The organism is Trinickia sp. LjRoot230, from assembly GCF_964253315.1.
Taxonomy (GTDB): domain Bacteria; phylum Pseudomonadota; class Gammaproteobacteria; order Burkholderiales; family Burkholderiaceae; genus Trinickia.
In genome coordinates, this window is record NZ_CAXUQX020000002.1 from 748,538 (window position 1) to 773,492 (window position 24,955).

At 59.4% G+C, this 24,955-nt stretch carries 25 protein-coding genes and 1 pseudogene; 11 read left to right on the plus strand and 15 right to left on the minus strand.

The genetic code is table 11. The annotated features are described in order from the left end of the window. Positions 1–286: 286 nt before the first annotated feature. From ACSQ20_RS22405 to kdgT, 3 genes are all read right to left on the minus strand, one after another. On the minus strand, positions 287–634 hold the full coding sequence (locus ACSQ20_RS22405; protein ID WP_436024336.1) for a DUF4148 domain-containing protein: 348 nt from the start codon (positions 632–634) through the stop codon (positions 287–289). Between the two features lie 118 nt (positions 635–752). Then, complete coding sequence (locus tag ACSQ20_RS22410) at positions 753–1,220, minus strand: nuclear transport factor 2 family protein (RefSeq protein ID WP_436024338.1); 468 nt, start codon at positions 1,218–1,220, stop codon at positions 753–755. Positions 1,221–1,244: 24 nt separating this feature from the next. Continuing rightward, complete coding sequence (kdgT, locus tag ACSQ20_RS22415; RefSeq protein ID WP_436024340.1) at positions 1,245–2,270, minus strand: 2-keto-3-deoxygluconate transporter; 1,026 nt, start codon at positions 2,268–2,270, stop codon at positions 1,245–1,247. A 284-nt stretch (positions 2,271–2,554) separates the two neighbouring features. Here kdgT and kduI point away from each other — a divergent pair, with 284 nt between their 5' ends. From kduI to kdgR, 3 genes are all read left to right on the plus strand, one after another. After that, a complete protein-coding gene (gene kduI / locus ACSQ20_RS22420; protein WP_436024342.1) occupies positions 2,555–3,391 on the plus strand; it encodes a 5-dehydro-4-deoxy-D-glucuronate isomerase in 837 nt (278 codons plus the stop codon). Next, positions 3,388–4,146 (plus strand): 2-dehydro-3-deoxy-D-gluconate 5-dehydrogenase KduD, encoded by a 759-nt coding sequence (kduD, locus tag ACSQ20_RS22425; protein WP_436024344.1) that lies wholly within the window; start codon positions 3,388–3,390, stop codon positions 4,144–4,146. Before kduI ends, kduD begins: the two co-directional genes overlap by 4 nt. A gap of 64 nt (positions 4,147–4,210) precedes the next feature. Further along, complete coding sequence (kdgR, locus tag ACSQ20_RS22430; RefSeq protein WP_436024346.1) at positions 4,211–5,065, plus strand: DNA-binding transcriptional regulator KdgR; 855 nt, start codon at positions 4,211–4,213, stop codon at positions 5,063–5,065. A gap of 238 nt (positions 5,066–5,303) precedes the next feature. Here kdgR and ACSQ20_RS22435 read toward each other — a convergent pair whose 3' ends face one another. Together ACSQ20_RS22435 and ACSQ20_RS22440 are read right to left on the minus strand one after the other, a co-directional pair. Beyond that, entirely contained in the window at positions 5,304–5,930 is a 627-nt protein-coding gene (locus ACSQ20_RS22435; RefSeq protein WP_436024348.1) for a hypothetical protein, read from the minus strand. A gap of 296 nt (positions 5,931–6,226) precedes the next feature. Then, complete coding sequence (locus tag ACSQ20_RS22440) at positions 6,227–7,069, minus strand: hypothetical protein (RefSeq protein ID WP_436024350.1); 843 nt, start codon at positions 7,067–7,069, stop codon at positions 6,227–6,229. A gap of 192 nt (positions 7,070–7,261) precedes the next feature. Between ACSQ20_RS22440 and ACSQ20_RS22445 the strand changes: the two genes are divergently transcribed. Continuing rightward, positions 7,262–7,435, plus strand: a complete 174-nt coding sequence (locus ACSQ20_RS22445) for a hypothetical protein (protein ID WP_436024352.1) — start codon at positions 7,262–7,264, stop codon at positions 7,433–7,435. Between the two features lie 12 nt (positions 7,436–7,447). On the opposite strand, the gene ACSQ20_RS22450 is transcribed toward ACSQ20_RS22445, so the two are convergent. Further along, positions 7,448–8,353: a LysR family transcriptional regulator gene (locus ACSQ20_RS22450; RefSeq protein WP_436024354.1), complete on the minus strand. Its 906-nt coding sequence runs from the start codon at positions 8,351–8,353 to the stop codon at positions 7,448–7,450. Between the two features lie 116 nt (positions 8,354–8,469). Here ACSQ20_RS22450 and ACSQ20_RS22455 point away from each other — a divergent pair, with 116 nt between their 5' ends. Further along, positions 8,470–8,757 carry a hypothetical protein gene (locus ACSQ20_RS22455; RefSeq protein WP_436024356.1) on the plus strand — a complete coding sequence of 96 codons (288 nt, stop codon included), beginning with the start codon at positions 8,470–8,472 and terminating at the stop codon, positions 8,755–8,757. Here ACSQ20_RS22455 and ACSQ20_RS22460 read toward each other — a convergent pair. Beyond that, the gene (locus tag ACSQ20_RS22460; RefSeq protein WP_436024358.1) at positions 8,725–9,489 is read right to left on the minus strand and encodes a hypothetical protein; all 765 of its coding nucleotides are present in this window, start codon (positions 9,487–9,489) and stop codon (positions 8,725–8,727) included. The genes ACSQ20_RS22455 and ACSQ20_RS22460 overlap by 33 nt on opposite strands. A 224-nt stretch (positions 9,490–9,713) precedes the next feature. Between ACSQ20_RS22460 and ACSQ20_RS22465 the strand changes: the two genes are divergently transcribed. Beyond that, the gene (locus ACSQ20_RS22465; RefSeq protein ID WP_436024360.1) at positions 9,714–10,136 is read left to right on the plus strand and encodes a secondary thiamine-phosphate synthase enzyme YjbQ; all 423 of its coding nucleotides are present in this window, start codon (positions 9,714–9,716) and stop codon (positions 10,134–10,136) included. A 181-nt stretch (positions 10,137–10,317) separates the two neighbouring features. Next, a complete protein-coding gene (gene fae, locus ACSQ20_RS22470; RefSeq protein WP_436024362.1) occupies positions 10,318–10,851 on the plus strand; it encodes a formaldehyde-activating enzyme in 534 nt (177 codons plus the stop codon). Positions 10,852–10,879: 28 nt separating this feature from the next. On the opposite strand, the gene ahpF is transcribed toward fae, so the two are convergent. The 5 genes from ahpF to ACSQ20_RS22495 form a co-directional block, all read right to left on the minus strand. After that, positions 10,880–12,481, minus strand: a complete 1,602-nt coding sequence (gene ahpF, locus ACSQ20_RS22475) for an alkyl hydroperoxide reductase subunit F (RefSeq protein WP_436024364.1) — start codon at positions 12,479–12,481, stop codon at positions 10,880–10,882. A gap of 115 nt (positions 12,482–12,596) precedes the next feature. Beyond that, complete coding sequence (ahpC, locus tag ACSQ20_RS22480; protein WP_436024366.1) at positions 12,597–13,160, minus strand: alkyl hydroperoxide reductase subunit C; 564 nt, start codon at positions 13,158–13,160, stop codon at positions 12,597–12,599. A 131-nt stretch (positions 13,161–13,291) separates the two neighbouring features. Continuing rightward, a complete protein-coding gene (locus ACSQ20_RS22485) occupies positions 13,292–13,588 on the minus strand; it encodes a CPBP family intramembrane glutamic endopeptidase (protein WP_436024368.1) in 297 nt (98 codons plus the stop codon). A 162-nt stretch (positions 13,589–13,750) separates the two neighbouring features. Next, positions 13,751–14,719: a hypothetical protein gene (locus ACSQ20_RS22490; protein WP_436024370.1), complete on the minus strand. Its 969-nt coding sequence runs from the start codon at positions 14,717–14,719 to the stop codon at positions 13,751–13,753. 7 nt (positions 14,720–14,726) lie between these two features. Continuing rightward, positions 14,727–15,167, minus strand: a complete 441-nt coding sequence (locus ACSQ20_RS22495; RefSeq protein WP_436024372.1) for a hypothetical protein — start codon at positions 15,165–15,167, stop codon at positions 14,727–14,729. Between the two features lie 445 nt (positions 15,168–15,612). Between ACSQ20_RS22495 and ACSQ20_RS22500 the strand changes: the two genes are divergently transcribed. After that, positions 15,613–16,734, plus strand: a complete 1,122-nt coding sequence (locus tag ACSQ20_RS22500) for an alpha/beta hydrolase (RefSeq protein WP_436025819.1) — start codon at positions 15,613–15,615, stop codon at positions 16,732–16,734. A 370-nt stretch (positions 16,735–17,104) separates the two neighbouring features. After that, positions 17,105–17,842 carry a PAAR domain-containing protein gene (locus ACSQ20_RS22505; RefSeq protein ID WP_436024373.1) on the plus strand — a complete coding sequence of 246 codons (738 nt, stop codon included), beginning with the start codon at positions 17,105–17,107 and terminating at the stop codon, positions 17,840–17,842. 144 nt (positions 17,843–17,986) lie between these two features. Here ACSQ20_RS22505 and ACSQ20_RS22510 read toward each other — a convergent pair whose 3' ends face one another. Continuing rightward, positions 17,987–18,937 carry an IS5 family transposase gene (locus ACSQ20_RS22510; RefSeq protein ID WP_436018149.1) on the minus strand — a complete coding sequence of 317 codons (951 nt, stop codon included), beginning with the start codon at positions 18,935–18,937 and terminating at the stop codon, positions 17,987–17,989. Between the two features lie 61 nt (positions 18,938–18,998). On the opposite strand from ACSQ20_RS22510, the gene ACSQ20_RS22515 reads away from it, so the two are divergent. Continuing rightward, positions 18,999–22,595 (plus strand): RHS repeat-associated core domain-containing protein, encoded by a 3,597-nt coding sequence (locus ACSQ20_RS22515; RefSeq protein WP_436024375.1) that lies wholly within the window; start codon positions 18,999–19,001, stop codon positions 22,593–22,595. A 618-nt stretch (positions 22,596–23,213) separates the two neighbouring features. Here the strand turns inward: ACSQ20_RS22515 and ACSQ20_RS22520 are convergent. After that, positions 23,214–23,300, minus strand: a pseudogene (locus ACSQ20_RS22520) (HU family DNA-binding protein); the annotation flags it as partial. 173 nt (positions 23,301–23,473) lie between these two features. Between ACSQ20_RS22520 and ACSQ20_RS22525 the strand changes: the two are divergent. Next, positions 23,474–24,070, plus strand: coding sequence for a hypothetical protein (locus ACSQ20_RS22525; protein ID WP_436024377.1), 597 nt, complete (start codon positions 23,474–23,476; stop codon positions 24,068–24,070). Between the two features lie 61 nt (positions 24,071–24,131). Here ACSQ20_RS22525 and ACSQ20_RS22530 read toward each other — a convergent pair. Continuing rightward, positions 24,132–24,943, minus strand: a protein-coding gene (locus ACSQ20_RS22530) for an IS5 family transposase (RefSeq protein ID WP_436024379.1) whose coding sequence is annotated in 2 segments (ribosomal slippage) — positions 24,132–24,604 and positions 24,604–24,943 — 813 coding nt in all. Because the reading frame shifts where the segments join, the coding sequence is not laid out codon by codon here. Positions 24,944–24,955 lie beyond the last annotated feature (12 nt).

Sequence of the window (24,955 nt, forward strand, 5' to 3'; positions counted from 1 at the left end):
AGGCCTAATTATCGAGTTGAGACGTTAATGAAACTAGATTTCGCGTTTCATTTTGTCAAGGTAACAAATGGTAAACAATGTTCAATGGATTGGGATTACGACTTGTTTGGCTTAAGCGAGTGGGATGTAAATAAAACCGATTGCGCGTTGACCGTTGGTATTCCATTCCGACATCGGAAATAAAATAGAAAGATTATTGTTATGTATTTGTATTGATCACGTAGCGTGACTACGTGCAGTTGGCACCGCGCGCAATCAAACCGCGCGCGGTGCGCTCAAGAGGGGCTCAATGCGCGCTGTGCCCGCGCATCATTTGCGGTGCGGACTCAGGCTCAGGCTCGGAAACAGACGGCATAGGGCGCCCCGATTGCGATGCACCGCCGCGCGTTCCGCCGACACCGGTTGTGCTCTCTCCCATTTCGTTCTTGCCGGCTGCACGCGCCTCTGCGGCCTGCAGGTCGTTCGGATACTGGGCGTCGTCGGCGACACCCGGGCGATAGCCGGCTTCCTCGAGTTGGCGCAGTTCCGTGCGAACTTGGTCGCGGCTAACAGGCTGGTTGGATGGCTGCGCCAAAACGATAGCCGGCACAACAAGCGCAGATGAAATAGCGACAGTTCGAAGTAAAGCATTCATGATCGACCACCTCCGCATTTGAGCCGCCCACCAAATGGAGCGTAGCGGCATTCGAAAGGACGGTTAAAGGATAGTCGATCAGGCTCAAAAAGCGGTTACGGAATATTTCGCCTTCCCGTCATTGCTTGGGCAACGAATAGGCTTGCCGCGCCAATAAACGCCAGCCGTCCTGGTGCTTTTTCCAAACTTGCACAACGCCTATGTGCGCGTTGGTTATCTTGCCATCGGGTTGATTATTTTCCGAATCGAAAATATGGCGCACGACCGCATCATCGCCAACCACGTTAATCGTCTGATTAGATAACGATAGCGACTTGAACGAATGCGTACCGTCGAGCTCTTTCAGGAATGCCGCCTTATCCTGGATACGCCCAGACGAATGACCGTACGTCAAATCGTTCTCGACCAATTTCCCGAGTGCCGCGCCGTCGCTGGCGAGCATGGCCGTACGCATCGTTTCGACCGCCTTCGCCACCGCGGCAGTCTCCTCGGTCTCCGACGCAGCATGGGCGACGAGAGAAGCCGTCATGAAGGCCGTTGCCGCCAAGGCGCCCATTCCGTGTCGAAAGAATTTCGTTGCCAACATGTATCGTTCTCCTTTTGATTCGGTTCAGAAATGCCCGTCTTGCCCCACCGCATGCGGTTGCGATTGCGGCTGTGGCACCGCTGCGCCGCTGGTCGCGGCTTGACCTCCGCCCGCACGGCGCATCCACATGGCCGCGAGAATCGGAACGAGAATAGCGGTGACCAGGCACGCCGTTGCCACGAGGGCGGTCGCAGCCGGCACGAGCGGCTTTAGGCTCGGCACCATTTCTCCGATGATCGAGGGGTTGGCCACCGCCGCTCCCGCAGTGGACGAGGCGGCGAGACCAGCTCCGCCATTGCCGCCACCGATGAACTTATCGGCCAACATCAGCGGAATGCCGGTCACGACAATCACGGTCAAGCCGAGCAACAAACCAGGTACGCCGCTCTTCGCAATGACATGCAAATCGATGCCGTTGCCAAGCGCGAAGCCGAAGAACGGAATCAACGGGTGCACGCAGCGACCGAACAATTCGCGCAGTTCGCTATCGAGATTTCCCAGCACAAAACCGATCAGAAACGGTAGAACCGCTCCGACGAAAAGGCGCGGCTCGAAGACCGCAACCCCGGTGGCGCCCAAAATGAACATGCTGACGAGCGGCCCCGATTCGATCGACATCAGCACGAACGCACTCGCCTCTTCCTTCGTACCGTATTGCTGCATGACGGCTGCATAGAGGCCACCGTTGGTCATGTCCATCGATGCGGTAATGGCCAACAGCGACAATCCGGCGAGCACGCCCGTCTTGATGCCGTCATCGGGAATGAATTGCGCCGCGATACCGGTGACAAGCCATGCAACGGCGATCTTCGTCAGCACGAGCGTGCCCGACTTGCGCAGCACCACGCCGGTTGCGCGCAGGTCGATCGTCGCCCCCATGCAAAAGAACCAGACAGCAAGAATGGGCACCGTGCCCGCAATCAGGCCGTTGGTGAACGAGCCAAAATATTTGCCCGAATTCGGCGCAAAAGTATGAAGGCAAGCGCCCAGCAACATCGGGACCAACATCAGTCCGCCAGGAATACGATCAATCGCCCTTTTAAGCTTCACGTCTCCTCCGTGGACTCGCGAGTCCAGTTATGTGTGTTCGTCTTCGTGCGAAAACATTTCGAATCGGAACGATATTCCGTTTTCTGATTTGATGCATGTCGTCGTTAACCCGTACCTCTGTTTTGCGACTAGCTTTCTGCATCAACATGCCAGCGTATGCCACTTTCACTTATCGGATCACCGTTCCGAATTTACGAAATTTGTGTTTCAATGCGGCCAGAGTCGGAAGGTCGCACGGCACAGCGCGGCGCGACGGCGCCTTCATCGTTCAATGGAGAGATCGTATGGAAGTCAGGCAGGGCATTCACAGCGAGCACGCAAAGACACTCGATACCGCGGGGCTGCGCCGGCATTTTCTCGTCGATCGGGTGTTCATGCCCGACGCGCTCGCGCTCACCTACAGTCATATCGATCGCATCATCATCGGCGGTGCTTGGCCCGTTGCGCGGCCAGTCGAGGTACCCGGCTCCATTGGCCAAGCGATGGGCGTGAGCCACCTGCTCGAGCGTCGCGAACTCGGTGCGATCAATATCGGCGGCGATGGCTGGGTCGAAGCGGACGGCGAGCGCTACCCGGTCGGCACCGAAGAGGCCATCTACATCGGCCAAGGTACGCAGGCCGTCACGTTCGGTAGCGTCGATGTTGCGCAGCCTGCGAAGTTCTATCTCAACTGCGCACCGGCTCATACGCGCTACCCGACGCGTACGATCACGCTGACGCAGGCATCGCCCGAGACTTTGGGGGACCCTGCCACGAGCAACCGGCGCACGATTTACAAATTCATCGTGCCGGAGGTCCTGCCCACTTGCCAGCTGTCGATGGGCATGACGAAGCTCGAACCCGGCAATCTGTGGAACACCATGCCCTGCCATACGCATGAACGGCGCATGGAAGTGTATTTCTACTTTGGGTTATCCGACGACGCAGCCGTTTTCCATATGCTGGGCGAACCGCAAGAGACACGTCACGTCCTCGTTCACAACGAACAGGCCGTGATTTCGCCCAGTTGGTCGATTCACTCGGGCGTCGGCACGCGCGCTTATGCCTTCATTTGGGGCATGGTCGGCGAAAACCAGGTTTTCAAAGATATGGACCACGTCGCAGTGGCCGACCTGCGATGAGCGCGATATTCGATCTGACCGGCAAGGTCGCTATCGTCACGGGTTGCAACACGGGCCTCGGTGCGGCAATGGCAATCGCACTGGCAGAGTCGGGCTGCAACATCGTCGGTGTCAATCGTGCGGCGCCCGCCGACACACTGCGTCGGGTGGAAGCGGCCGGCCGGCGCTTCGTCGACATTCGAGCCGATCTTTCATCGATCGAACCGATCGCCGATATCGTGCATTCAGCCGTCGAAGCGTTCGGGCGTATTGATGTCCTCGTCAACAACGCCGGCATCATCCGTCGTGGCGATGCACTGGAGTTCACCGAGGCAGACTGGGATGCCGTCGTCGATCTCAATCTCAAGAGCGTATTTTTTCTGTCGCAAGCGGTGGCTCGCCAATTCGTCAAACAGGGCGGACGCGGCAAGATCATCAACATCGCGTCGATGCTCTCGTTTCAAGGCGGCGTGCGGGTGGCGTCCTATACGGCCTCGAAAAGCGGCGTGCAAGGGCTCACGCGCTTGCTCGCCAACGAATGGGCAGCGCACGGCGTCAACGTCAACGCCATTGCGCCAGGGTATATGGCGACGAACAATACAGCACCGCTGCGCAGCGACGCCCAACGCAACGACGAAATTCTGGGGCGCCTTCCCGCCGGACGCTGGGGATTGCCCGAGGATCTCGCAGGCCCGGTCGTGTTTCTCGCTTCCGCGGCGTCCGATTATGTGCACGGTCACACGCTGGCGGTGGATGGCGGCTGGCTGGCGCGATGAGCTTGCTCAGCAAGCGAACGCGTTATGCTCTCGGCAAACTCAACGCTTTATGGACGTTTCATCGATGAAAGCAAGGCCCACTCGGAACAACCGTAACGTCGAGGACCGGCGAGAAACACATGCGGAGCACGAAGTGACAGCGGGCGAAAAGGCGGAATCGGTTTCGGCGGTCGGCAAAGTGTTCGTCATCCTCGCAGCGCTCGGCGAGTGCGGGCAGATCGGGATAAGCGAGCTGTCACAGCGGCTCGGTATGTCGAAGACCACCGTTCATCGCTTTCTGCAAACCCTCAAAGCGCTTGGCTATGTTTCGCAAGAAGGCGAGACGGACCGCTACAGGCTGACGATCCGCCTGTTTGAACTCGGCGCCCAGGCGCTCGAAAACGTTGACCTCGTGCGCGAGGCCGATATCGAAATGCGGCGCATCGGGCAATTGACGCGCGAAGCGGTACACCTCGGCGCATTCGACGAAGACCATATCATCTACATCCATAAGATCGACGCGGACTACGGGCTGCGGATGCAGTCTCGCATCGGCCGGCGTAATCCGCTTTACAGCACGGCCATTGGCAAGGTACTGCTGGCGTGGATGCCGCGCGAGGAGGCACGCCAAGCGCTTGCGCATGTCGAGTTCAAAAAGTCCACGCCGAAGACGCTGTCATCCGCCGACGCTGTGATGAGCATTTTGCCGCACGTGCGCGAGCGCGGCTATGCCGAAGACAATGAAGAGCAGGAAGAAGGGCTGTTTTGCATCGCCGTGCCGGTTTTCGATCGCTTTGGACACGTCATCGCTGGGCTGTCGATTTCGTTTCCGACCATGCGCTGCGGCGCCGACACGAAAGCGCACTACGTTGCACTACTCAAGCACGCGGGCTCCGCTATCTCGGAGCGTATGGGCTACCACGCCGATCCGCAACCTTGAATCGGCGGACCGCACTTTGGGTTGGCAGCGCACGTGCGAGATGTCGAATGACATCTCGGGATGAAAGGCGGCGCGCGCGGTTTGTGCGCGGCGCATACTTAGTACTGCTAATCGATTAATTGGCCTTGGTCGTCAAGGCTTTGACGTCTTTCCTGCCTGCGGCGCCGACGAACTTCCAGCCGCTCGGCGAGACAAAATACGCAGATTGATTCGGTCCAGATTGCCACCCCGGCCATCGTCAAGAGCCGTCTGCTTTTCGGCGCATGTCCTCGACCATCTCGTCGGTGACCGGTTCGTCGAGTTTCAACGCGTCCACAGCCAAATAAAAATCCATGGCAGAGGTAAGCCCCGAGTCTTTCGGCAAAGAAAACATGGCCGATCGAAGCCTCTCTGGGCGGCCGGCTCCTGGAAATAATCTGCAGGCTCCGTTCCAAAGCAGCGTACGCCCCACCGGATCGTGATCGTAGGCGACTTCGGCAAGCGGAACGAGCGCACTATTGAAATACCGCGAATCGGGAACCGTGCGCCCAGTGGGGTCCAGATCAAGATCTGGCAACTGCAAACGTTCGAACGTGATCTCCGCCATCACTCGGCGCAGTGATGCCCCCCCGGTTTGTTGGGTTATCGCCGACACGACCTTGCGCAGCAGCTCCGCATCCTCGCGCGAATGGGACGATCCATCGATAGCGTCCGAAAGACGTTTCCTCAGTGCACCGAGCTGCGAATCGCCTAGCTTCCTGCGCATCGAGTCGATCGTCTCGAGCTTTTCCCACACATCGCTTACCGGCGATTGCGGCTTCCCGAGTTCAGCAGCCACTACGGACTCGACCGCCAAGTAATGCACGATATCGTCGATCTCTCGCATGACATCGGCGGGCAATGCCGAACCATCGGCGCCCGAATTCGCGCCCACAGCACGAACCTGTGGCGGCGCACCCTTTGCAGAGTGAGCGGGGCGCGCCCGTTGCAAATCCTCAAGCGCGCCCGCGGCAGTCGGAGGTAGCATTGCGCGAGGCGATGTCGAAGGCGGTGTTGATTCGGACCCGCGATCGCTGGCATCGGGCCCCGGCGAGCCTGGATTCGGTCGGCGTATTTCGTTCATTTTCTTCAAGGCCTTGAGGCGAAGACATCTATATAAAAAGAAGAGCCGGGTTGCAAGCGCTAATCGATCAGATCGAACAGATCTCCATCTTCCACGAGAATATTCACCGTCTGCCGTAGCCGATCGATCGCATCGTCGGCACCGTCGGCGAGGTACGCACTGGCGAGCATCGGCGCGCCAATTTCGTGCGCAATGCGTTCCGCAACGATTCCAGCCTTTGTATAAGTGTTCAATCCGCCACTGCGCTTCGCATGTTCCTGAAACGGAAATTCGACACCGATCGGCTTGCCGACGCCGCTCACGCGCCAATTCAAATATTCAGTGATGCCCTCCATCAAATCGACGGGCAGCCAGCGCTGAAGCGCTTGAATTGCTTGCCAGAAAGCCAGCGTGCCCAAGCAATGAAGCAGTTCGTGCAACGGCACCGACGTGACACGATTAAACGGCGTCTCGCGCAATAGAATCAGCGGCCGGCTTCCCGTGAGAGGCGAACCGCTGAGGAACGACGCCCCATCCATTTCGCTCACATCCTGCTCCGGCTGGCTCGGACCGTCATATCTTCGATACATCTCGCGTGCAAGCGCCTCGAAATCGCGGCCAGGCAGAATCATCCAACAATCCGCGGCAGGTATTCTCTCTCGCGCAATACACGACCCGTATGCACTAATCGCCGCGTGCTGCGCGTCGGTCACGTCGGCGAGCGTCAACTTCGCGGGACGACGCAGCGCGACCGACAATGCCTGCGCAGGCGGGCGAATATGCCGAGCCGGGTCGAGCGACCACTCGAGCAGCGGTGAGGATTGCCGGGTCGGTGAAGGTGCCGTTTTTCGGTCAAGCGGCGCGCTTCGATCCCGCGTTTCGCTGCTATCCGTCGCCCCGCTTTGACCAATAGGTTCCAACATGTGCTTCCCCCGAAAGCCGTCCCGTGTCGTTCACGGAGCATCGTCGCGCCATATCACCCGTTTCATAGGGCACGACGCGCAACATTGATGCCGGAGACGAACACGCGCCTGCTCGCGGACGAATGACATCCGGGCGCGGCGATTGCTGGGTGTTTTTAGTACCCGCCTTTAACGGAGCAATGGAGCCCCACCATGAACAAAGCAACGGATAACTCGCAGCCAGCCGATTTCAAGCACCCGAAGCCCGCGCAGCACAATGACAACGAAAAAAGCCGCATGCCCGATCGCGGCGACGCTCAGCGCAAGCAATCTCCAGCAGACAAGCCAGGACGAAACCCCGGCGAAGGCGAAACGCCGGTGGGGTGAAATATCGGCCACTCAAGGCTTTTGACTGTTTCGGCTGATGCGAAGCCCCCACAGCACATCGAGCACGATCTGCGTGGCCGGCTCGATAGTGCCGGACCGGTGCGCAATACCCAGTTCCCGCCACAGCGGCGGACGCAGCGCGCGCATCAGGACGCGCGAATCGGGCGCAGGCGCGCTCGGCTCGTGCGGCAGCAGCGCCGCCCCGTAACCGGCGGCGACGAGGTTCTTGATCGCATCGGTGAAATTGAGCTTGATGCGCGCAGAAGGCGCTTCGCCCGCGGCAGCGAACCACTCGGCCGTCAAGCGCGACAAGCGCGTCGTCGCATCGTTGAGAATCAGCGGCCGTGCCGCAAGCCACTTCGGGGTAACGGATGCGGGGCATGGCCATGAGGCTGGCACGAAGGCCATCACCGGATCGCGGCGCCACGGCTTGATCGACAGCCCTCGTGCCGCGCACGCCTGCGGCAACGTGACGAGCCCGACATCGAGTGTGCCGCGCGCGAGCCCATTCAGCGTCGCCTGCGATGTCATGACAGCGATCTGCACGTCGATGTGAGCGTGATCGCGGCTCAAGCGTTCCAATGCTCGCGGCAACAAATGGGCAATCGCTCCTGTCGACGCACCCAGGCGCACGCGTCCGCCAAGCCCCTGCGCCTGCCGCTGAACGTCGTCTAGTGCGTGATCTGCCTCGGCGAGCAAGCGCCGCGCGTGAATCACAAGCGTCTCGCCGATGGCCGACGGACGAACTTCGCCGCGCTTACGTAGTAACAGCGGCGCCCCCACCCGGTCTTCGAGGTCAGCAATATGCAGACTGACCGTAGGCGGCGCGAGATGCAGATCGCGCGCCGCTTGCGCAAAAGACCCGCAATCGGCAATAGCGACGAGCGTGCGCAAGCGGTCAAGGCTGATCTCCCGCACGGCGATTCCCCCGATTCAGAAAAACTGAATCACAGCGTTATGAAATTCAACTTTTCGTATTGTAGTCGTTAGCGCAGTATCGGCGCGAATGAAGACCCCCATCCGACCGAGCTGCCATGAATCGTTCCTCGCAAGACAGATCGGGCATTGCCTGCCCGACAAAGCCGCCATCCATGTCGTCGGCGGCCGCCAAACATTGGGCGCTCGCCCTATTCGTTGCGCTGGCAGCGTTCGCGCTGGCGCTTGTGTTGCTCGCACGTGCGGCCTCTGTCAAACGGCATGCATATGACAACGCATGCGTACAGCAGATGACGAACGACGAGCATGCGAGCATGGAGGCGTTCTTTCAGAACCCGTCTGGCCAGGACGCGCTACTGCAGGTCGTCGTTGCTTGTTCGAAATGATCGGGCCGCCGACTGGCCATCACCTCCGTATTGGCTGATTTGCACGTTGCCCGCTCTCAGCAGCAAAGACGCCCCCACTTTCTCGCTAATAGGCGACTCGGGCATTCTTTTGATCACGCCGGCGATCGCCGATGTCATCAGGCCGTGAGCGGCGAGGTTTCGCGTGTCCTCCGGGAGTTGAGGTATTTGCTCCGCCAATGCGTCGCGGACATGGCATAGGCCCATAACGGCCTTGAGAGTCGGTTCTTCCACCCGCTCCAGGTAAAACTCGACGAGCTTGACGAACCGATACTCTACCTGCGAGAAAGTGTCGAAGCGGATTTCAGGCGCCAACTTGCCCAGTTGACGTGCGAGGACCGCGAGCGGCTTGGCTTGCAACTCAAAGTCGATCGGGCCTAACGTCACGGGCTTGGGCGATACAACGAAACGGCGCAGGATCATCGTGACATCGGAGCGCTGCTTGTTCGCGGGGCGCAGCGGAAGCAACGCGGCGAATCGGCATATTTCGTCGACACGTACTTCCATCGACGGCGCCCGGTCCGCCGTACGAAAGCGATGCGCGGACGGCGCAGTCAATGTAGCAGCCTTGAGACCTTCCAGCCGACTCGCGAGAGTGCGCTTGATCGGCTGCGCTGCGCCGTCGACGCGGGGCGCACGGTCTTGCTCGTCGGCACCACTCGCGTTTTCCAGCGCGTCCCGGTGAAAAATTCTGTTGACAGCTGGCAGCTTCATGACGCTCCCGCAAACGTGAAAGGAAGGTGCGCTTTATCGCATCGCTGTCGCTGCCTCGTAGCCATCCTTGCGAACCTGCGGCTTGCCGCACGAAAGCCGCCGCATCGAACCGATTGCAAGATCGTTTTCGATTTTTGTCGTGTGACTTCGCCTTATGCCTTTGTCTTATCCTGTATCCCTGCACGCTTCAAATGCATACTCGATTCGAATTCGAGGGAGGCTCCATGACCCGTCAAGCACTTGAACATTTAAGCGTCGATACGCGGGGCCTCGGGCTCGTCGAGATCACCGCGCAGGTTCGCCGTTTTGTCGAGCGGCAGTCGATCGACATGGGCCTGCTCACGCTTTTTTGCCGTCATACGTCGGCCTCGTTACTCATGCAGGAAAATGCCGACCCATCTGTGCGTCGCGACATCGAGCGTTATTTCTCGACGCTCGCCCCCGAAGACGCGCAGCGCTACGAGCACGACACCGAAGGCCCTGATGACATGCCCGCGCATTTACGCACCGCGTTGACGCAAACGCATCTGTGCGTGCCGGTGGAACGTGGGCAACCCGTGCTGGGTACCTGGCAGGGCATCTATGTGTTCGAGCATCGGAGGCATCCGCACACGCGCGATATCGTGCTTCACGTGATCGGAACGTAGCGGCGAGCGGTAACCCACACCACCGCGCATGGGTCAATGTGTAACGAAACGCGAACACTATGCGTCTTGCCCGTTCCAGGCGATACGGCCAGCGGCTCGCGCCGAGCCGGCATCAAGCTTGCATTCGCTGGCTCCTTCGTTCATGACAATCACTGCCACGCTATCTCGAAGGAGCACTCATATGGCCACCGATCTGACGTTTCGCGCCGGCGAAGCAACGGTTTTCGCCGCACCGGGGCAGGCAACCGATGCCATGCCGGAAATTCTGATTGGACGCGTCGACGGGCCCGTCGGGCACGCGTTCGCCAACATGATGGCGCAGAGCAAGGGCCACACGGCAATGTTCGTCATTCGAGCTTGCAACCAACTGGTGCGGCCGGCCACGATCATGGTGCCGAAGGTTACGCTCAAAGACATGACCACGATCGAGCTATTCGGTGGCGTCGTGCAGTCGGCAACGGCCGATGCGATCGTTGATTGCCTGACCGACGGCATCTTGCCGAAGGCGCTGGCCAACGAACTTTGCATGATCAGTCTCGTGTGGATCGATCCGCGCTGCGCCACGGATACGAACCTCGACAAGAAAGACATGTACCGGACCAACTACGAAGCGACCAAGCTTGCAATCGAACGAGCCATGAACAATGAGCCCAACGTCGAGACGCTGATCGCCAATCGCCACACCATCAAGCACGACATGGACGACTGGAGTTGAGTTTCCGTCGCCCATGTGCGGTCAATGCTCAGGCCTGAGCGAGTTCGGCCTCCGCCACTGTTTGCTCGCTCGCCGATTGTTCAGGAGTACTACGGATCAGGTAATCGAAGGCACCGAGCGATGCTTTCGCGCCGTCCCCTACCGCAATCACGATTTGTTTGAAAGGTGTGGTCGTGACGTCACCGGCGGCAAACACGCCGGGCACTGACGTCGCACCCTTTGCGTCGACCACGATTTCGCCGTGCGCCGAAAGTGCCACTGTGTCTTTCAACCATTCGGTGTTGGGCACAAGGCCGATTTGCACGAACACGCCTTCGAGCTCGACACGCTTCGCGACGCCCGAGCGCAAATCCCGATAAGCAATTGCTATCACCCGCTTGCCGTCGCCCTCGATTTCGGTCGTCTCGGCCCGCGTAAGCACCGTCACGTTGGGCAGGCTGCGCAATTTACGTTGCAGCACTTCGTCGGCGCGCAAGCTTTCGCCGTATTCGAGCAGTGTCACCTCGTGGACGATGCCCGCCAAATCGATCGCGGCTTCGACGCCGGAATTTCCGCCGCCAATGACCGCCACGCGCTTGCCCTTGAAAAGCGGGCCATCGCAATGCGGGCAGTACGCTACGCCGCGATTGCGATACTCGCGCTCGCCGGGCACGCCGATCTCTCGCCAGCGCGCACCCGTCGCAAGCACGATAGTTTTTGCCCGCAGCACGGCGCCGTTCGCGAGGCGCACTGCGTTGATGGCCCCAGGGATCAGCGCCTGCGCGCGCTGCGCGTCCATGATATCCACTTCATATTGCTTCACGTGCTCCTCGAGGGCGGTGGCAAACCTTGGCCCCTCGGTTTCCTGCACCGAAACAAAATTCTCGATTGCGAGCGTATCGAGTACCTGCCCACCGAATCGCTCCGCAGCCACGCCCGTGGTGATACCCTTACGCGCCGCATAGATCGCGGCAGCCGCGCCCGCGGGCCCGCCGCCGACGATCAACATGTCGAATACCGGCTTGTTTTCGAGCGCCTTGGACGCTTTGGCGCCTGCATTACTATCGAGCTTCGCGAGAATTTCCTTCACGCCGCTGCGGCCCTGGCCGAAGACGGCGCCATTCAGAAACATCGTCGGCACGGCCATGACCTGGCGCGATTCGACTTCGTTCTGAAAGAGCGCACCGTCGATCGCAATATGACGAATGCGCGGGTTGATCAACGCCATCACGTTCAGCGCCTGCACGATCTCGGGGCAATTCTGGCAACTCAGCGAGAAATATGTTTCGAACTCGTACTCGCCATCCAACTCTCGTATCTGGTCGATCACAGCCTGATCGAGCTTCACGGGATGCCCGCCGACCTGCAGCAATGCCAGCACGAGCGAAGTGAACTCATGTCCCATCGGGAGGCCCGCGAACCGAATGCCGGCTACTTTGCCGGGCTCTCCGATCGAAAACGATGGCTTACGTGCGTCATCGTCGCGGCGCTCGATTACAGCAACCCGTTCGGACAGCAATGCGATGTCGTTCAACAACGCGAGCAGTTCTTGCGATTTGGCAGAGTCGTCGATGAACGCGACGATCTCAATCGGTCGCGTGACTTTTTCCAAGTAGGTTTTCAGCTGGGTCTTGAGATTCGCGTCGAGCATGGCTATTCCGTATTCGATGTTTCGTTGTTTCGCATTTAGGCTTCGCGCGGCCGACGAGGGCACGTGCAGCGCCACCGTCACGATGGCGCTGCATACAGCGAAAGCGGGAAGCGACTTAGATTTTGCCGACGAGGTCGAGCGACGGCGTGAGCGTTTCCGCACCCGGCGTCCATTTGGCCGGGCAAACCTCGCCCGGGTGCGCCGCGATGTATTGCGCCGCTTGCACCTTGCGCAGCAACTCGCCCGCATCGCGGCCGATGCCATTGTCGTGAATCTCGCACAACTTGATCTGGCCTTCCGGGTTGATCACGAAAGTGCCTCGCAACGCCAAACCCTCTTCTTCGATTAGGACACCGAAGTTTTGCGTGATTACACGCGTCGGGTCGGCAATCATCGGGTACTTGATCTTGCCAATTGTGTCGGAGGTGTCGTGCCAGGCCTTATGCGTGAAATGCGTATCAGTCGACACGCTATAGATTTCGACGCCCAGCTTCTGAAATTCCGCGTAGCGGTCGGCCAGATCGCCAAGCTCGGTGGGGCACACGAACGTGAAATCGGCCGGATAGAAGAAAACGACGGACCACTTGCCCTTGAATGTCTCGTCCGTGACGGTTACGAAGTCGCCATTGTGATAAGCGGTGGCCTTGAACGGTTTGACTTGGCTGTTGATGATCGACATGTTGCGTGAATCCTCATGGTGGGTTGGGGAGTGAACGCAGTATGCAGGCCGGTCATCGATTGGTAAATTTGATTGTCGGTATTGTTATGATTTGTTTTTACTATGACGCCGCAGGGATAGTCACCGGCACGCTATCCGACCACGGCGAGCACGAACAATAGGTTGATGAGTGCGTGCATCACAATCGATATGGCGAGGCCTTTGGTTTTTTTCGTCAGCCATCCAGCAATCATGCCGATCATGAAGCGCTGGCCGAAATGCGCCATATCTTGATGCAGCAGCGCGAAGAGTGCGGCTTGCAAACCATTCGCCCAGCCAAAGCGGATATGGCGCGACAGACCGCCGAGCACGCAGCCGCGAAAGATCAGCTCCTCCGTCACCGGCACGGCCGCGCAAAAGATAAATAATGCGAGCGGCACGCCGCCCATCGCGCGAGCGCCGGAGATCAACGCCAGTTGCCATGAAACACCGGGGCCGCCCGTCGGTGTTGCGTGTCGGCTTACGAAGAATTGCCACAGTGCGAACGCGAGATAAGCCGCCGGCCACAAGAACCAGACCGCTTTCCATTTGCCTGTGCCGAGCCAATCGCGTCAAGACAAACGTGACGCGATCCACGCCAAGCACAGCGCGCTGACCAGTAAAGTCCACAAGTAGGCCGTAGCAACTGCGCGCTGCCATCCCGCCGTTTGCCCCGCATTCGTTGCCGGCGAGAAAGATGCGGACCCCACGCAAAAAGCGGTAAAAAGAAAGAGCACACAAAAGTACGCCGCTAGCGCCCACCAGGCGTGGCGCAAGCCGATACGCTCGAAAAGCGGCACCGAAATCTTGCCGTCGCGCAAGCGCACGAGGCCGCGATAATGCACGGGCAAAAGCAGCATGCCAGGCGCCGCCGCAAGCATCGCCGCATACAGCAGCAGCGCGGCGACAAGGGGCAGCAATTCGCCGTGCATCAGCATTCGCGGGGACAGGTTGAGCAAATGCGCATAAGCCCCGACAAGCGGCGCGGCTCGCTTCGTCCTCTGGTATTCGTCGTGCAGCATGTCCGCGGCGGCAGCGGCATTACCTGCTGCGAAAGCCACGTCGAGCCGCAACTGCCGGTTTTGCGGCGTCATGAACTTGAGCGGTTGCGGCTGCGCTGCGAATGCGGCTTCAGCACCGGCAGCGTCACCTGCGCGCTGAAGTGCGCGCGCCGTGGCAAACGCGTCGACGTTCACGCCGGCGCGGCGCGCGCGCAGCAATTCGTCGCGCGCCTCGTTGCCTGCGAAAAGCTCCGCAGCCGCGTTGATCCTCGACGCCTCTTGCCACGCATTTTTAGAGACCGGCGCATCGGCCAGCAATTTCCTGGCTTGATCCGCGCGCCTTGACTGCACGAGATAGCGCAGCGCCTGAACAAGGCGCTCGTTGCCAGGATCAAGCTTGATTGCATACAGTGCCTGCTCGCCAGCATGCGCTTCATCTTTAACGGCCGAGTAAGCACGGGAAAGCGCCGAATGCAGCCGAATGCGTTGCGCGGGCGTCCAACGCGCCGAAGGCGCAAGGAGTGGCTCGCCATAAGTCAACGCTGCCTTACCTGTCGACAGGAGTTAGTGCTTTAGCACTTACTCCTGTCCCACGCAGAGCGTAGCGGTGCTCCAAAAGGAAGAGTGACGCTTCCGGATCCGCCGCGAACTGCTTTTCGAGCATCGCCTGACAAGCCGAGAAATCCTTCGAAGCAGCCTCGCCCCATTCCATGTCCTCCGACCACGCAAAACGCTGAATAAATCCACACCGCGCAATGGCAAGCGCGGCATTCTGCGGGTTGTTCTTGAGCGCGGTGTCGTAAGCATCGACAACCGAGCGATAAGCGTCGAGTTGTCGATTCGAAACGAAGCGTGCGGATTGTTCGGGCGAAAGCAATGCGCCGGCGAGGGAAGCCTGGTTCGTAGTGGGTGCTGCTGCTATTGCAGCGCATGTCCACAGACAAGCGATAGCCAAAAACGTATTGAGTATTGCGCGAAGCATCAGCATTTTTCTATCGAGCGGCTTGGGCGGGCACTTTATGGGATTGGAGATGGCTTATCGAATGTTTGACCCTCACCGGGTTAACGGCCGGACTCGTCCGACCTTTAACGGTAAGGAGAACGTCAGATTCCAATGCTTTACAGGTTGCGGTACAACGCCGCTGAGACGGCTCAGTTGAGGGCTGTTCGATAGCCGTGGTTACCTGATGCCGCGATCATCGCGTCTACGAGAATCAACACATCAGGAAAAATCGCCAGTGCTTACTATGTGCTTCGATAAGCTGCCAAGGCGCAAGTGCGTAAGTCAGCGATCAATACAATTCAATAAAAAAGAATCGCAATTGAAAAGTCGAAACCGATCCATTCAAATAGGATGGGGCCGATGTAACACCGAATTTCGCCGCTTGTCGATTATCTTTTTTATACAGAGGTGGAATATGAGTAAAAGATTGATGAAGTTGCCGAGCTTCAACGCAAGAGCTGGTCTTTTGCGAGCAGCGAAGCTGCTCGGGTGCATTTCTTTATTCGGCCTATCAACTGCTATTTGCGGAAATGCGTTTGCGCAAGTCGCTCCAAGGTCAGCCACCCTTGCGTCGCCACCCCAATGTCAACCGGTCACTGTTCCCGTCGCGCTAGCTGAGGGCGGGTCCAAAGCCTATTCCGTTTCCGGAAAGTTGTGCTTGCCGGCGTCCGGGCAGGCCAATACGGTTATCTTGGCGGTTCACGGCGCCACATATGATCATAACTATTGGGATTGGCCCTACCAGTCGATAATTTATTCGTATCGCAACTTTATGACCGCCGCAGGCTACGCCGTCTTTGTTTATGACAGAATTGGCGCTGGCCTCAGCTCCCATCCTGCTAGCGCCGACGCCACGATCGACTCGGACGGATATGTGGCTCACCAATTGGTGCAAGGGCTCCGTCAAGGCCAATTGAACGGCTATGCCTTCAAGCATGTGGTGCTTGCTGGTCATTCGCTGGGCTCGTACACCTCGTGGGTGGAAGCCGGCAAGTACCATGACGTCGACGCGGTGATCGTAACCGGTATTGCGCATAAGACGAGTGCGGCCGTTGGCACCCTGCTTTCGCAAGACATCTACCCTGCGCAGCAAGACCCGAAGTTCAAGAACACCAGTTGGGCCGCCTCGGACCCGGGATATTTGACGACAGTGCCGGGTACTCGCTCTACGGCGTTCTACTATCCGCTGACGACCGACCCTGCGGTGGTTCAGCTTGACGAAACGCTAAAGCAAACAGTGACGCAGGCAGAACTCGGCGGAATCTTCGTAACCGGCCCCGGAACGCCGGCGTACTACTCCAGCCTTATCAATGTGCCGATCCTGCTCGTGAACGGAGACAAAGACATTATCTTTTGCGCGAGCGATGCAGCCGATTGCTCGTCCTCGCTCGCACTGCAAAACAACGAGCGTCCGTACTATCCGGCAAGTCCGAGCATGACTGCGCTCGTTATGCCGTATTCAGGGCACGACATCAACCTGGAAGTGACCGCTCCCGCTTGGTATACCGCGTCTTTGGCGTGGTTGCTCGGGACCGCGAAGATCGCGCCGTAGCAAGTCGCATGAAATACGTGCGCCGACGAGAAAGTAGTCGAACAAGCTCGCCGGCGCATATCTAGTTTTGATTTCGCATACACGCGGCTTGCAAACGGCCGCAAGAACACGAAAAATTTCCCGAGCAGCGCATCTGCCAGAAAAATTTCAGTAAAAATCGGCAAGCGCGCGATTAACCTCGGCATTACATTTTCAACAATCGTTAATTTAGAGCGGCCACGCCTTTCTTTCGTCACTGGCGCTTTGATATAGTGACGGCCTTCCTGCGGTGACCTTAATCATGCAATGCTGATTGGCGCATACAGGCCAATACCAATGCCAATACCGTTAAGCCGGGGTTAATGATGCTGATGCGTTTTGCAGGCCACTCATGAGCCAGCCCGCTGCGCGCGAGCACGATCCGATCGAGCACACTTCGTTGGCGGGGGACTTGATTGGCATGGGCGGCTCCCTGCTTGGGGGCATTGCCGTGGGCTGGGCGTTGACCGCGGCCGTGACCGCGGGCTTGGCGCTGTTGGAGATCGGCACTGCGGGTTTGGCCACACCATTGGTGATCGGCATTGGCATTGGCGTGGCCGCGCTGATGGAAGGCTCTGGGATCAACGAAGAGATCGATCGCGGTGCGCACGCGCTTGGTAACGCGATTGCGCCGCCCGAGGTCAAAGGGTTTATCAGCAACGGCTCACCGAATGTGTTTGTGAACGGCCAGCATGCAGCCCGCGCCGCGGCCCCGGCCGACCTCGACACCGCCCACTGCGACAACCACTCCGGCCCGCAGATGATTGCGCAAGGCTCGGATAGCGTGTTCATCAATGGTCAGCCCGCAGCACGCGTGAAGGACCAGACCACCTGTCAGGCAGCGATTGCAAAAGGCTCCAATAACGTATTTATCGGCGGCGGCACGCTGACCGTGCGCGAGATCGAGCCCGCGCGTAAATGGGTCAGCATGCTCGGTATGGCGATTGGCATCGCGTTGGCGCTATGCGGGCGCGGCAAGATGAATTGGAGCGCATTGAAGGGCGCACTGCCGTGTCTGGCAATGAACCTCGGCGCGGGACTGCTCGGTGGGTGGATCGGGCATGAGATCAGGACCTTAGGGAACATCTGATCTATTGACGTTTTGAACGTTGACGTTCATGCCAGCAATTTTCTGCGAGCTTCGATGATCGATTTTTCCGGCCATCACGCTACCAATCGAGGCCATATCGGCCCCGAGCGCCGATTTTCCGAGGCAGCGGACGGATTTTTCCCATCAAGCCATCAGCTTTCGCCTCGCTAGATAAAGATTCGTCAGGCCGATCAGCGAGAACACCTGCGCCGCGTTCTTCGCCAGCCCTTTGTAGCGCACCTTCGCGTAGCCAAATTGCCGCTTGATCACCCGAAACACGTGCTCGACCCGGGCCCGGATCGAGGACATCCGGTGATTGAAGCGCTTGTTTGCGCTCGTCAGCGGATACGGCTTGCTGCCCTTGAGCGCAACACCCCAGAACACACCGGCTTCACGCGCCAGACGCTTGAACGCGTTGTTCACGTAGCCCTTGTCGCCGAACACCGCCCGATCGCTCTCTCGCAGCAGCACCGGCAACTCGCTCACGTCCGCCGTGTTGGCCGGCGTCACCGATACCGTATGCACCAGGCCGCTATCGACGTCCGCCCCAACGTGGATCTTCATGCCAAAGAACCACTGGTTCCCCTTCTTCGTCTGATGCATCTCCGGGTCGCGCTGCTTGCCCTCGTTCTTCGTCGACGGCGGCGCATGGATGATCGTCGCGTCTACCATCGTGCCGCCCTTGAGCAGCATGCCCCGTGCTTCCAGCGTCTCGTTGATGACGTTCATCATCTTCGAGGTCAACCCGTGCTGCTCCAGCAGATGTCGGAACTTGAGGATCGTCGTCTCATCGGGCAGCGCATCGTCCGACAGTTCAAGCTGCGCGAACCGGCGCATCGATTCGATCTCGTAGAGCGCGTCTTCCATCGCCGGGTCCGACAACGCGTACCACTGCTGCATGAAGTAAATCCGCAGCATCGTGGCCAACGGCATCGGCGGTCGGCCACGCCGGCCCGACTTCGGATAGTGCGGCTCGATCACCGCCAGCAACGCCGTCCACGGCACCACCGCTTCCATTTCCGTCAGGAAACGCTCCCGGCGCGTCTGCTTCTTCTTTCCATCAAACGCCAGCGAGGCGAACGTCGTTTGTTTCATGGCTCGGAGGCAAGTGGCAACGGATCAATCTTAACGGCTCGAATAGATCAGATGCTCCTTAGTGGGACATCCGGTCAATCTGATCACCGGCGGCAAGATTCTCGACGGCGAGCACGATACCGATTTCGTGCTGCCGGGCCTGTTGCCGATCGTCTGGCGGCGTTTTTATAGCAGTCACGATGATCGCGCCGATAGTGTGTTCGGCCCGGGCTGGAGTGTGCCGATCAGCGTTGAATTGAAGTTGGTGCGCGACGCGGCTGGTGCGATCGAATCGATTGCGTACTGGGACGAGCAAGGCCGCGAGATCGTGTTTCCGCCCGTGCCGGCTGGCCAAAGCCATTTGAGCGTGGCCGAGGGCGTGTATTTGATTTGCACGGTGGGCGGACATTATCTCGTTGAAACAGTCGATGGCGTCTATCGCGATTTCGGCCCCGCACGCAATGGCGACGCAGCCCGTGAGACATTGAAGCTGCGCCGCCTCGAAGATCGCAACGGCAATTGGATCGACGTGCAGTGGCAAGCGGCGGGCGACGACGTGGTTCGACCGACGCGCTTGCTCGACGGCAGTGGCCGGGTGCTGCGCTTTGGCTATACCGAAGCGCTGCCTGCGCGCATCGCGAGCATCACGCTCGTGCGCGGCGTCGAAGGCGAGCCCGAGGAAACCTTGGTCAGCTACGGCTATACCGATGCCGGTGAATTGCAAAGCGTGACGGATCGGGCAGGACACACGACGCGGCGTTTCGCCTATGAACAGGGCTTGATGACCGCCCATACCCTGCCCGGCGGCTTGCAGTGTGGCTATGCCTGGCAGGGAACCGGCAAGGATGCGCGCGTCATCCGTCACTGGACCGATGACGGGGAAGCGTATGTATTCGATGCCGATGTCGACCGACGCACCGTCGCGGTCACCGACCAGCTCGGACGCGTGACACGCTGCGAGTGGAACGAGGACGGCCAGCCCACCGCGTTCACCAATGCCGAGGGGCACGTGTGGCGGCTCGAGTGGAATGCGCTCCGGCAATTGCTCAGCTGCACCGATCCGACGGGCGGGGTCACCCGATTCAGTTACGACCGTCTCGGCCGGCTGACCGAACGAACCGATGCGTTAGGCGCCATCGAAAAAACCGAATGGAACGGTTACTTCGATTTGCCGGTAGCGGAAACGAATGCGGCGAATCATCGATACGGCTACCGATACGACAAACGCGGAAACTTAGTCGTCCTAATTGATCCAGATGGCTTTCAAACGCATTACTACTACGATGAGCAAGGCCTGCTGCATACGATCAAGGATGCGCGCGGCGGCTATAAGCATCTGGAGTGGAATCGACGCGCTCAGCTCACGGCCTATACCGATTGCTCGGGCAAGACGACACGGTTTGCGTATGACGCGCGCGGTGCGTTGATTCGCGTGGTCGATGCGGCGCAACACGAGACCGCGTACGAAGTGGATGTGCTTGGCCGAGTCAGCGCGATCATTACGGCTGATGGGGCGCGTCAGTCGTTTCGCTATGACGCGGCGGGACGATTGATCGAACTCACCGATGCGAACGGACGGCGCACGCATTACGAGTTGAACCCACGCGGGTTGCTGCTCGCGCGCACCGATGCGGCCGGGCGTGTGGTGCGTTACGGCTATGACGAGGCGCATCGGCTGGCTGCGTTGACCAATGAAAACCGTGAGACGTATCGCTTCGCGTACAGCGCGACGGACCGGCTCGTCGAAGAGCAAGGGCTGGATGGGGTCACACGCACGTACGGCTATGACGCGCGCGGACTCGCCGTGCGCGTGACCGATGCGGCCAATACCGACTCGGCGTTGGTGGCGTCCTATGAACGCGATGCGCTCGGCCGGATCGTCACGAAAGACGTCGAGGGTCAGCGCTGGAAGTACGCGTACAGCAAAGCCGGCCAATTGGCGAGAGCGGAAACGTACACCCGCTATGGCGAGTCGTTGAGCCTGCAAAGCCGCATCGAGCTGACGTATGGGCCGCGCGGTGAACTGCTGGTCGAACGCGGGCCGATGGGCGGGCTGGCGCATCGCTACGATGAACTGGGTAACCGGATTGCTACCACCCTGCCCGACGAACGCACGATCAATTGGCTGTATTACGGCTCGGGGCATCTGCATCAGATCAATCTCGATGGCACGGTGGTGACCGACATCGAGCGTGACGATTTACACCGTGAAGTGCTGCGCACGCAAGGTCGGCTCGTGAGCCGCTATGGTTATGACGCGCTGGGCCGGCGCGTGTCGCATGAAGCGGGCCGCATGCAAGCGAGCATCGAGATCGAGCCGCAGGCACTGCATAAGCGCTGGCAATACGATCCGGTGGGCGAGGTGGTGAACAAAACCCATCACCGGTATGGCGAGACGCGCTACGGCTACGACCCGACGGGCCGCATCGAGCACGCGTTCGGCGCGGGGTTGCCGGCGCAGATGTTCCGCTGGGATGAGGCGGCGAATCTGGTGTCGGGTTCGCATCCGGGCGGGTATGTGGAGCACAACCGGCTCAAGATGTTCGAGGACAAGCGCTTCGAGTACGACGTTTATGGGCGCCTGACGCGCAAGCTGACCGGGCGCGGGCCGTACAAGGAGCAGAAATTCGAGTATGACGCGGCGCATCGGCTGACGAAGGTGACGACGCTGGAGCGCAACACGATCGCGACGATTCGGTTCGAATACGACGCGCTGGGGCGACGCATTCGCAAGACGAACGGGTATGTGGGTACAGATTTCCTGTGGGATGGGATGCGGTTGTTGCAGGAGAGTCGGGGGGATGATGAGGTGACGTATCTGTACGAGCCGGAGAGTTATGTGCCGCTTGCGCGGATCGATAGCCAAGCGGTGCAGGCGGCGAATGACGAGTCAATCGATGTCACCCGATCCGAGAACGTCTATTACTTCCATAACGACGTATCGGGCTTGCCGGAGGAACTGACCGACATCGAAGGCCAAGTCGTTTGGCAGGCGCAGTATCGCGTGTGGGGCAGTACGGTGCGCGAGGAATGGACCGTTGCGGAGGAGCAGGCGACGGTGGTATGGACCTCACCCGGCACGGTGCGCGTTGTGCCGGCGCCGCAACGGCGCACGCCACTGCCGCAGAATCTGCGATTCCAAGGGCAGTACCTCGATCGTGAGACGGGGCTGCACTACAATACCTTCCGGTTTTATGATCCGGACATCGGGCGGTTTATTACGCATGATCCGATTGGGCTCGTCGGTGGAGAGAACCTATATCAATACGCGGCCAATCCGCTGTCGTGGGTAGACCCTTGGGGGCTGGCGACTGTGGATGCTACCTTCCGGATGGCAGGACAAGTCTTTTCCGGAACAAACCCGCTTGATCGATCGGTCCGGAGCGATGGGCCAACCTTGTCGGGACTGCGTGGCCCCAACACATCACGTGCTGATATGCACGCCGAAATCGAAGCAATGATGAGGGCACACGATGCCGGTCTGAGAGGGGGCTCAGCGGAGCTGACCATCGAAGGGCTGGAAGCATGTCATCGTTGCAAGGGCGACATTAAGACGATGGCTCGGGCGCTCGACTTGAATGAGCTTGTTGTCAACAATAACGGAAACAAGCTGACGTTCAATCGAGAGGAGCTACATACGATGAAAAACGGCGGGCGGGGTTGGAAGAGGGGTTGCTAGAGTGAACCTGTTCGATGGGAGGGAAAATGATTAAGGTAGTAGCGCAGTCTATCGACACGAGCCTCGACGATGACGAGGGCCTCTCTTCTGTCTTCATCAAATGGGGGCCAGCAGGTCAATACGTCGACCTTACACGCGAAAGTGATGGCGAGAAAATATACTGTGAATTCTTCGACCAAGCTAACGGGGCCGAATTTGAGTCAATTAAATTTAACTATTCGAATAAGGTGTTCGCGCTTGACGTCGCGCCCCCTGAAACGTTCGTACGAGGGCAGCAAGAGCATAGTGCTGAAATCGATCTACGTCGAATACGCTTCAGCGAACAAGAGTTTTTAGAGTGCCTACAGCGTCTGTCTCGTGGAAGACAGGCCCCTGCCCGTTGAGACGCGCCCGCATTCGAGTTTGAACTACAAGACGCTGGGCGAATTTCGTCGGCCCATTGACAATGGTTTAACAACAGCCGTTGTTTCCAGCGTGGCGTGGTCCTAAGAAACGGAGCAGGTCAGACCGTCATCGCGGCATTGACATTGCGTGGCGCAGTGCGGCGGGCCGACTCGACGACACGGCCCGCTTTCTTGTGCACCCCGGGGCAGTCACCAGGCGCGCTCGCCGGCTTCGTCATGACCCGTTGACAGCATCCTTGAAGGCCTTGCCGGGCGTGAACTTGACCGTCCTTGCCGCGGCAATCTGGACTTCGGCGTCGGTCATTGCCTAACAAAATCCGTGATCAGTCGTTTATCATGGCTGGCTCACATCGTTTGCACGATCCGTCATTAAGTATGATGAATACCCGAAAGATTTTGATGATTCTTGGAGGACTCCTGCTCGTTACAGCAGGGACCACGTACCTGATGCTCCTTCAGGAGAACCGCCGCGCAATGGCACAAGTCACGGCCGCCATGGATAAATCCGCACGCACGCCCGTCGTCGATTCGCGCGTCAGCGATCACGCGACGGAAGGCAGCATCGGCGAGTCGAATCCATCCGGCGCAATCACGAAAAGCACTGCCATCGCGCAGCATCCGGTGGTTCCCGCTCCGGCTCCCGCTCTGGCAGTAGCACCTGCGCCCACGACGGCCGCGCCCGCATCCAGTCCGGCCGCCGCACAAGTCACCGGGCAACCGAAACCGGAGGCACAATCGAAGCAGGCGCCATCGACGGCAGTCGCGTCGGTGAACGTGCAGAGCTCGGGTGCGCCGAAGGTGGTTCCGGCGCGGCGCGCCCAGCGTGGACGAAACGGTCTGGACCGCCGCGCGATAACGACTCACGGCGCGACACCGGAAACGGACGAACTGGTCAGGGAATCGGCAAAGCTCGATCCATCGTTGCCCCCGCCGGATATGTCCGCCGCTCGCGCCGCCATGGACCAACGTAGCTCGAAGCCAGGCACCGGCTCGAACCCGGTCGCGGCCGCGATGACGGATCAGCTCGTCAGGGATTCAGCCAAGCTCTATCCTTCGCCGCCGCCCAAGTAACTGTCGAAGAAGCGTGTTTACCGTATCTAACGCGAGCTGGAACTTAGAAGCTGTTGCGAAATTAGTTAAACAGAGGCTTGAGGCGCGTCCAACAAATCAAGGCACAAGCCAAAGACAGGAATGCTTCGTGAACATGAGCATAGCGTTCGTAACGAATCTTGAGCCGTCGAAACGAGTGAAGCCACGCAATGGAACGCTCGACTGGCCAACGCGTTTTGCCGAGCCCACTGCCATGCGGCGAGCCGATTTTTGCGAGCACTGGCGTGATGCCTCGCTCGCGCAGGCGCTGCCGATGGGATTCGGAACTGTAGCCCCGGTCGCCCTGAACGATTTGCGGCTTGTGCAGGGGACGGCCCCGCTTGCCCCGGATGTGTGGAATGGCATCGACCAGTGCATCAAGCTGGGTAATGTCGTGCCGGTTCGCCGCGCTCAGGATGACCGCGAGCGGGATGCCTTGCGCGTCGACGATGAGGTGGTGTTTGCTGCCGAGCTTGCGCCGGTCCGTGGGATTCGGGCCGGTTTTTTTCCCGCCAGCACGGCACGAATCGATGAGCTGTCGACGAGCGCACGCGAGAAATCGATTTCGCCACGGCGACGAAGCTCGGCCAGCAGCGTTTCGTGGATGCGTTGCCAGACACCTGCTTCTTGCCACGCGACGAGCCGTCGCCAGCAAGCCGTGCCTGAACCACATCCCATTTCTTGCGGCAGAAGGTTCCACGCAATGCCCGAGCGCAACACGAACACGATGCCCGTCAGCACCGCTCGGTCGGGTGTCGGCTTGCGGCCGGCAAACTGGCGATTGCGTGGTGTTCGCGCAGGCAGCAGTGGTTCGATGAGTGACCACAATTCGTCGTCTATCAGTTCTTTAGGCATCGCTTCCTGTCA

What these genes read in the sequence shown, in the direction of transcription:
- ACSQ20_RS22405 (WP_436024336.1), bottom strand. Translation starts at nt 634, where the DNA reads ATGAATGCTTTACTTCGAACTGTCGCTATTTCATCTGCGCTTGTTGTG.
- ACSQ20_RS22410 (WP_436024338.1), bottom strand. Translation starts at nt 1,220, where the DNA reads ATGTTGGCAACGAAATTCTTTCGACACGGAATGGGCGCCTTGGCGGCA.
- kduI (WP_436024342.1), top strand. Translation starts at nt 2,555, where the DNA reads ATGGAAGTCAGGCAGGGCATTCACAGCGAGCACGCAAAGACACTCGAT.
- kduD (WP_436024344.1), top strand. Translation starts at nt 3,388, where the DNA reads ATGAGCGCGATATTCGATCTGACCGGCAAGGTCGCTATCGTCACGGGT.
- kdgR (WP_436024346.1), top strand. Translation starts at nt 4,211, where the DNA reads ATGAAAGCAAGGCCCACTCGGAACAACCGTAACGTCGAGGACCGGCGA.
- ACSQ20_RS22435 (WP_436024348.1), bottom strand. Translation starts at nt 5,930, where the DNA reads ATGCGAGAGATCGACGATATCGTGCATTACTTGGCGGTCGAGTCCGTA.
- ACSQ20_RS22440 (WP_436024350.1), bottom strand. Translation starts at nt 7,069, where the DNA reads ATGTTGGAACCTATTGGTCAAAGCGGGGCGACGGATAGCAGCGAAACG.
- ACSQ20_RS22445 (WP_436024352.1), top strand. Translation starts at nt 7,262, where the DNA reads ATGAACAAAGCAACGGATAACTCGCAGCCAGCCGATTTCAAGCACCCG.
- ACSQ20_RS22455 (WP_436024356.1), top strand. Translation starts at nt 8,470, where the DNA reads ATGAATCGTTCCTCGCAAGACAGATCGGGCATTGCCTGCCCGACAAAG.
- ACSQ20_RS22460 (WP_436024358.1), bottom strand. Translation starts at nt 9,489, where the DNA reads ATGAAGCTGCCAGCTGTCAACAGAATTTTTCACCGGGACGCGCTGGAA.
- ACSQ20_RS22465 (WP_436024360.1), top strand. Translation starts at nt 9,714, where the DNA reads ATGACCCGTCAAGCACTTGAACATTTAAGCGTCGATACGCGGGGCCTC.
- fae (WP_436024362.1), top strand. Translation starts at nt 10,318, where the DNA reads ATGGCCACCGATCTGACGTTTCGCGCCGGCGAAGCAACGGTTTTCGCC.
- ahpF (WP_436024364.1), bottom strand. Translation starts at nt 12,481, where the DNA reads ATGCTCGACGCGAATCTCAAGACCCAGCTGAAAACCTACTTGGAAAAA.
- ahpC (WP_436024366.1), bottom strand. Translation starts at nt 13,160, where the DNA reads ATGTCGATCATCAACAGCCAAGTCAAACCGTTCAAGGCCACCGCTTAT.
- ACSQ20_RS22485 (WP_436024368.1), bottom strand. Translation starts at nt 13,588, where the DNA reads ATGGGCGGCGTGCCGCTCGCATTATTTATCTTTTGCGCGGCCGTGCCG.
- ACSQ20_RS22495 (WP_436024372.1), bottom strand. Translation starts at nt 15,167, where the DNA reads ATGCTGATGCTTCGCGCAATACTCAATACGTTTTTGGCTATCGCTTGT.
- ACSQ20_RS22500 (WP_436025819.1), top strand. Translation starts at nt 15,613, where the DNA reads ATGAAGTTGCCGAGCTTCAACGCAAGAGCTGGTCTTTTGCGAGCAGCG.
- ACSQ20_RS22505 (WP_436024373.1), top strand. Translation starts at nt 17,105, where the DNA reads ATGAGCCAGCCCGCTGCGCGCGAGCACGATCCGATCGAGCACACTTCG.
- ACSQ20_RS22510 (WP_436018149.1), bottom strand. Translation starts at nt 18,937, where the DNA reads ATGAAACAAACGACGTTCGCCTCGCTGGCGTTTGATGGAAAGAAGAAG.
- ACSQ20_RS22525 (WP_436024377.1), top strand. Translation starts at nt 23,474, where the DNA reads ATGGCACAAGTCACGGCCGCCATGGATAAATCCGCACGCACGCCCGTC.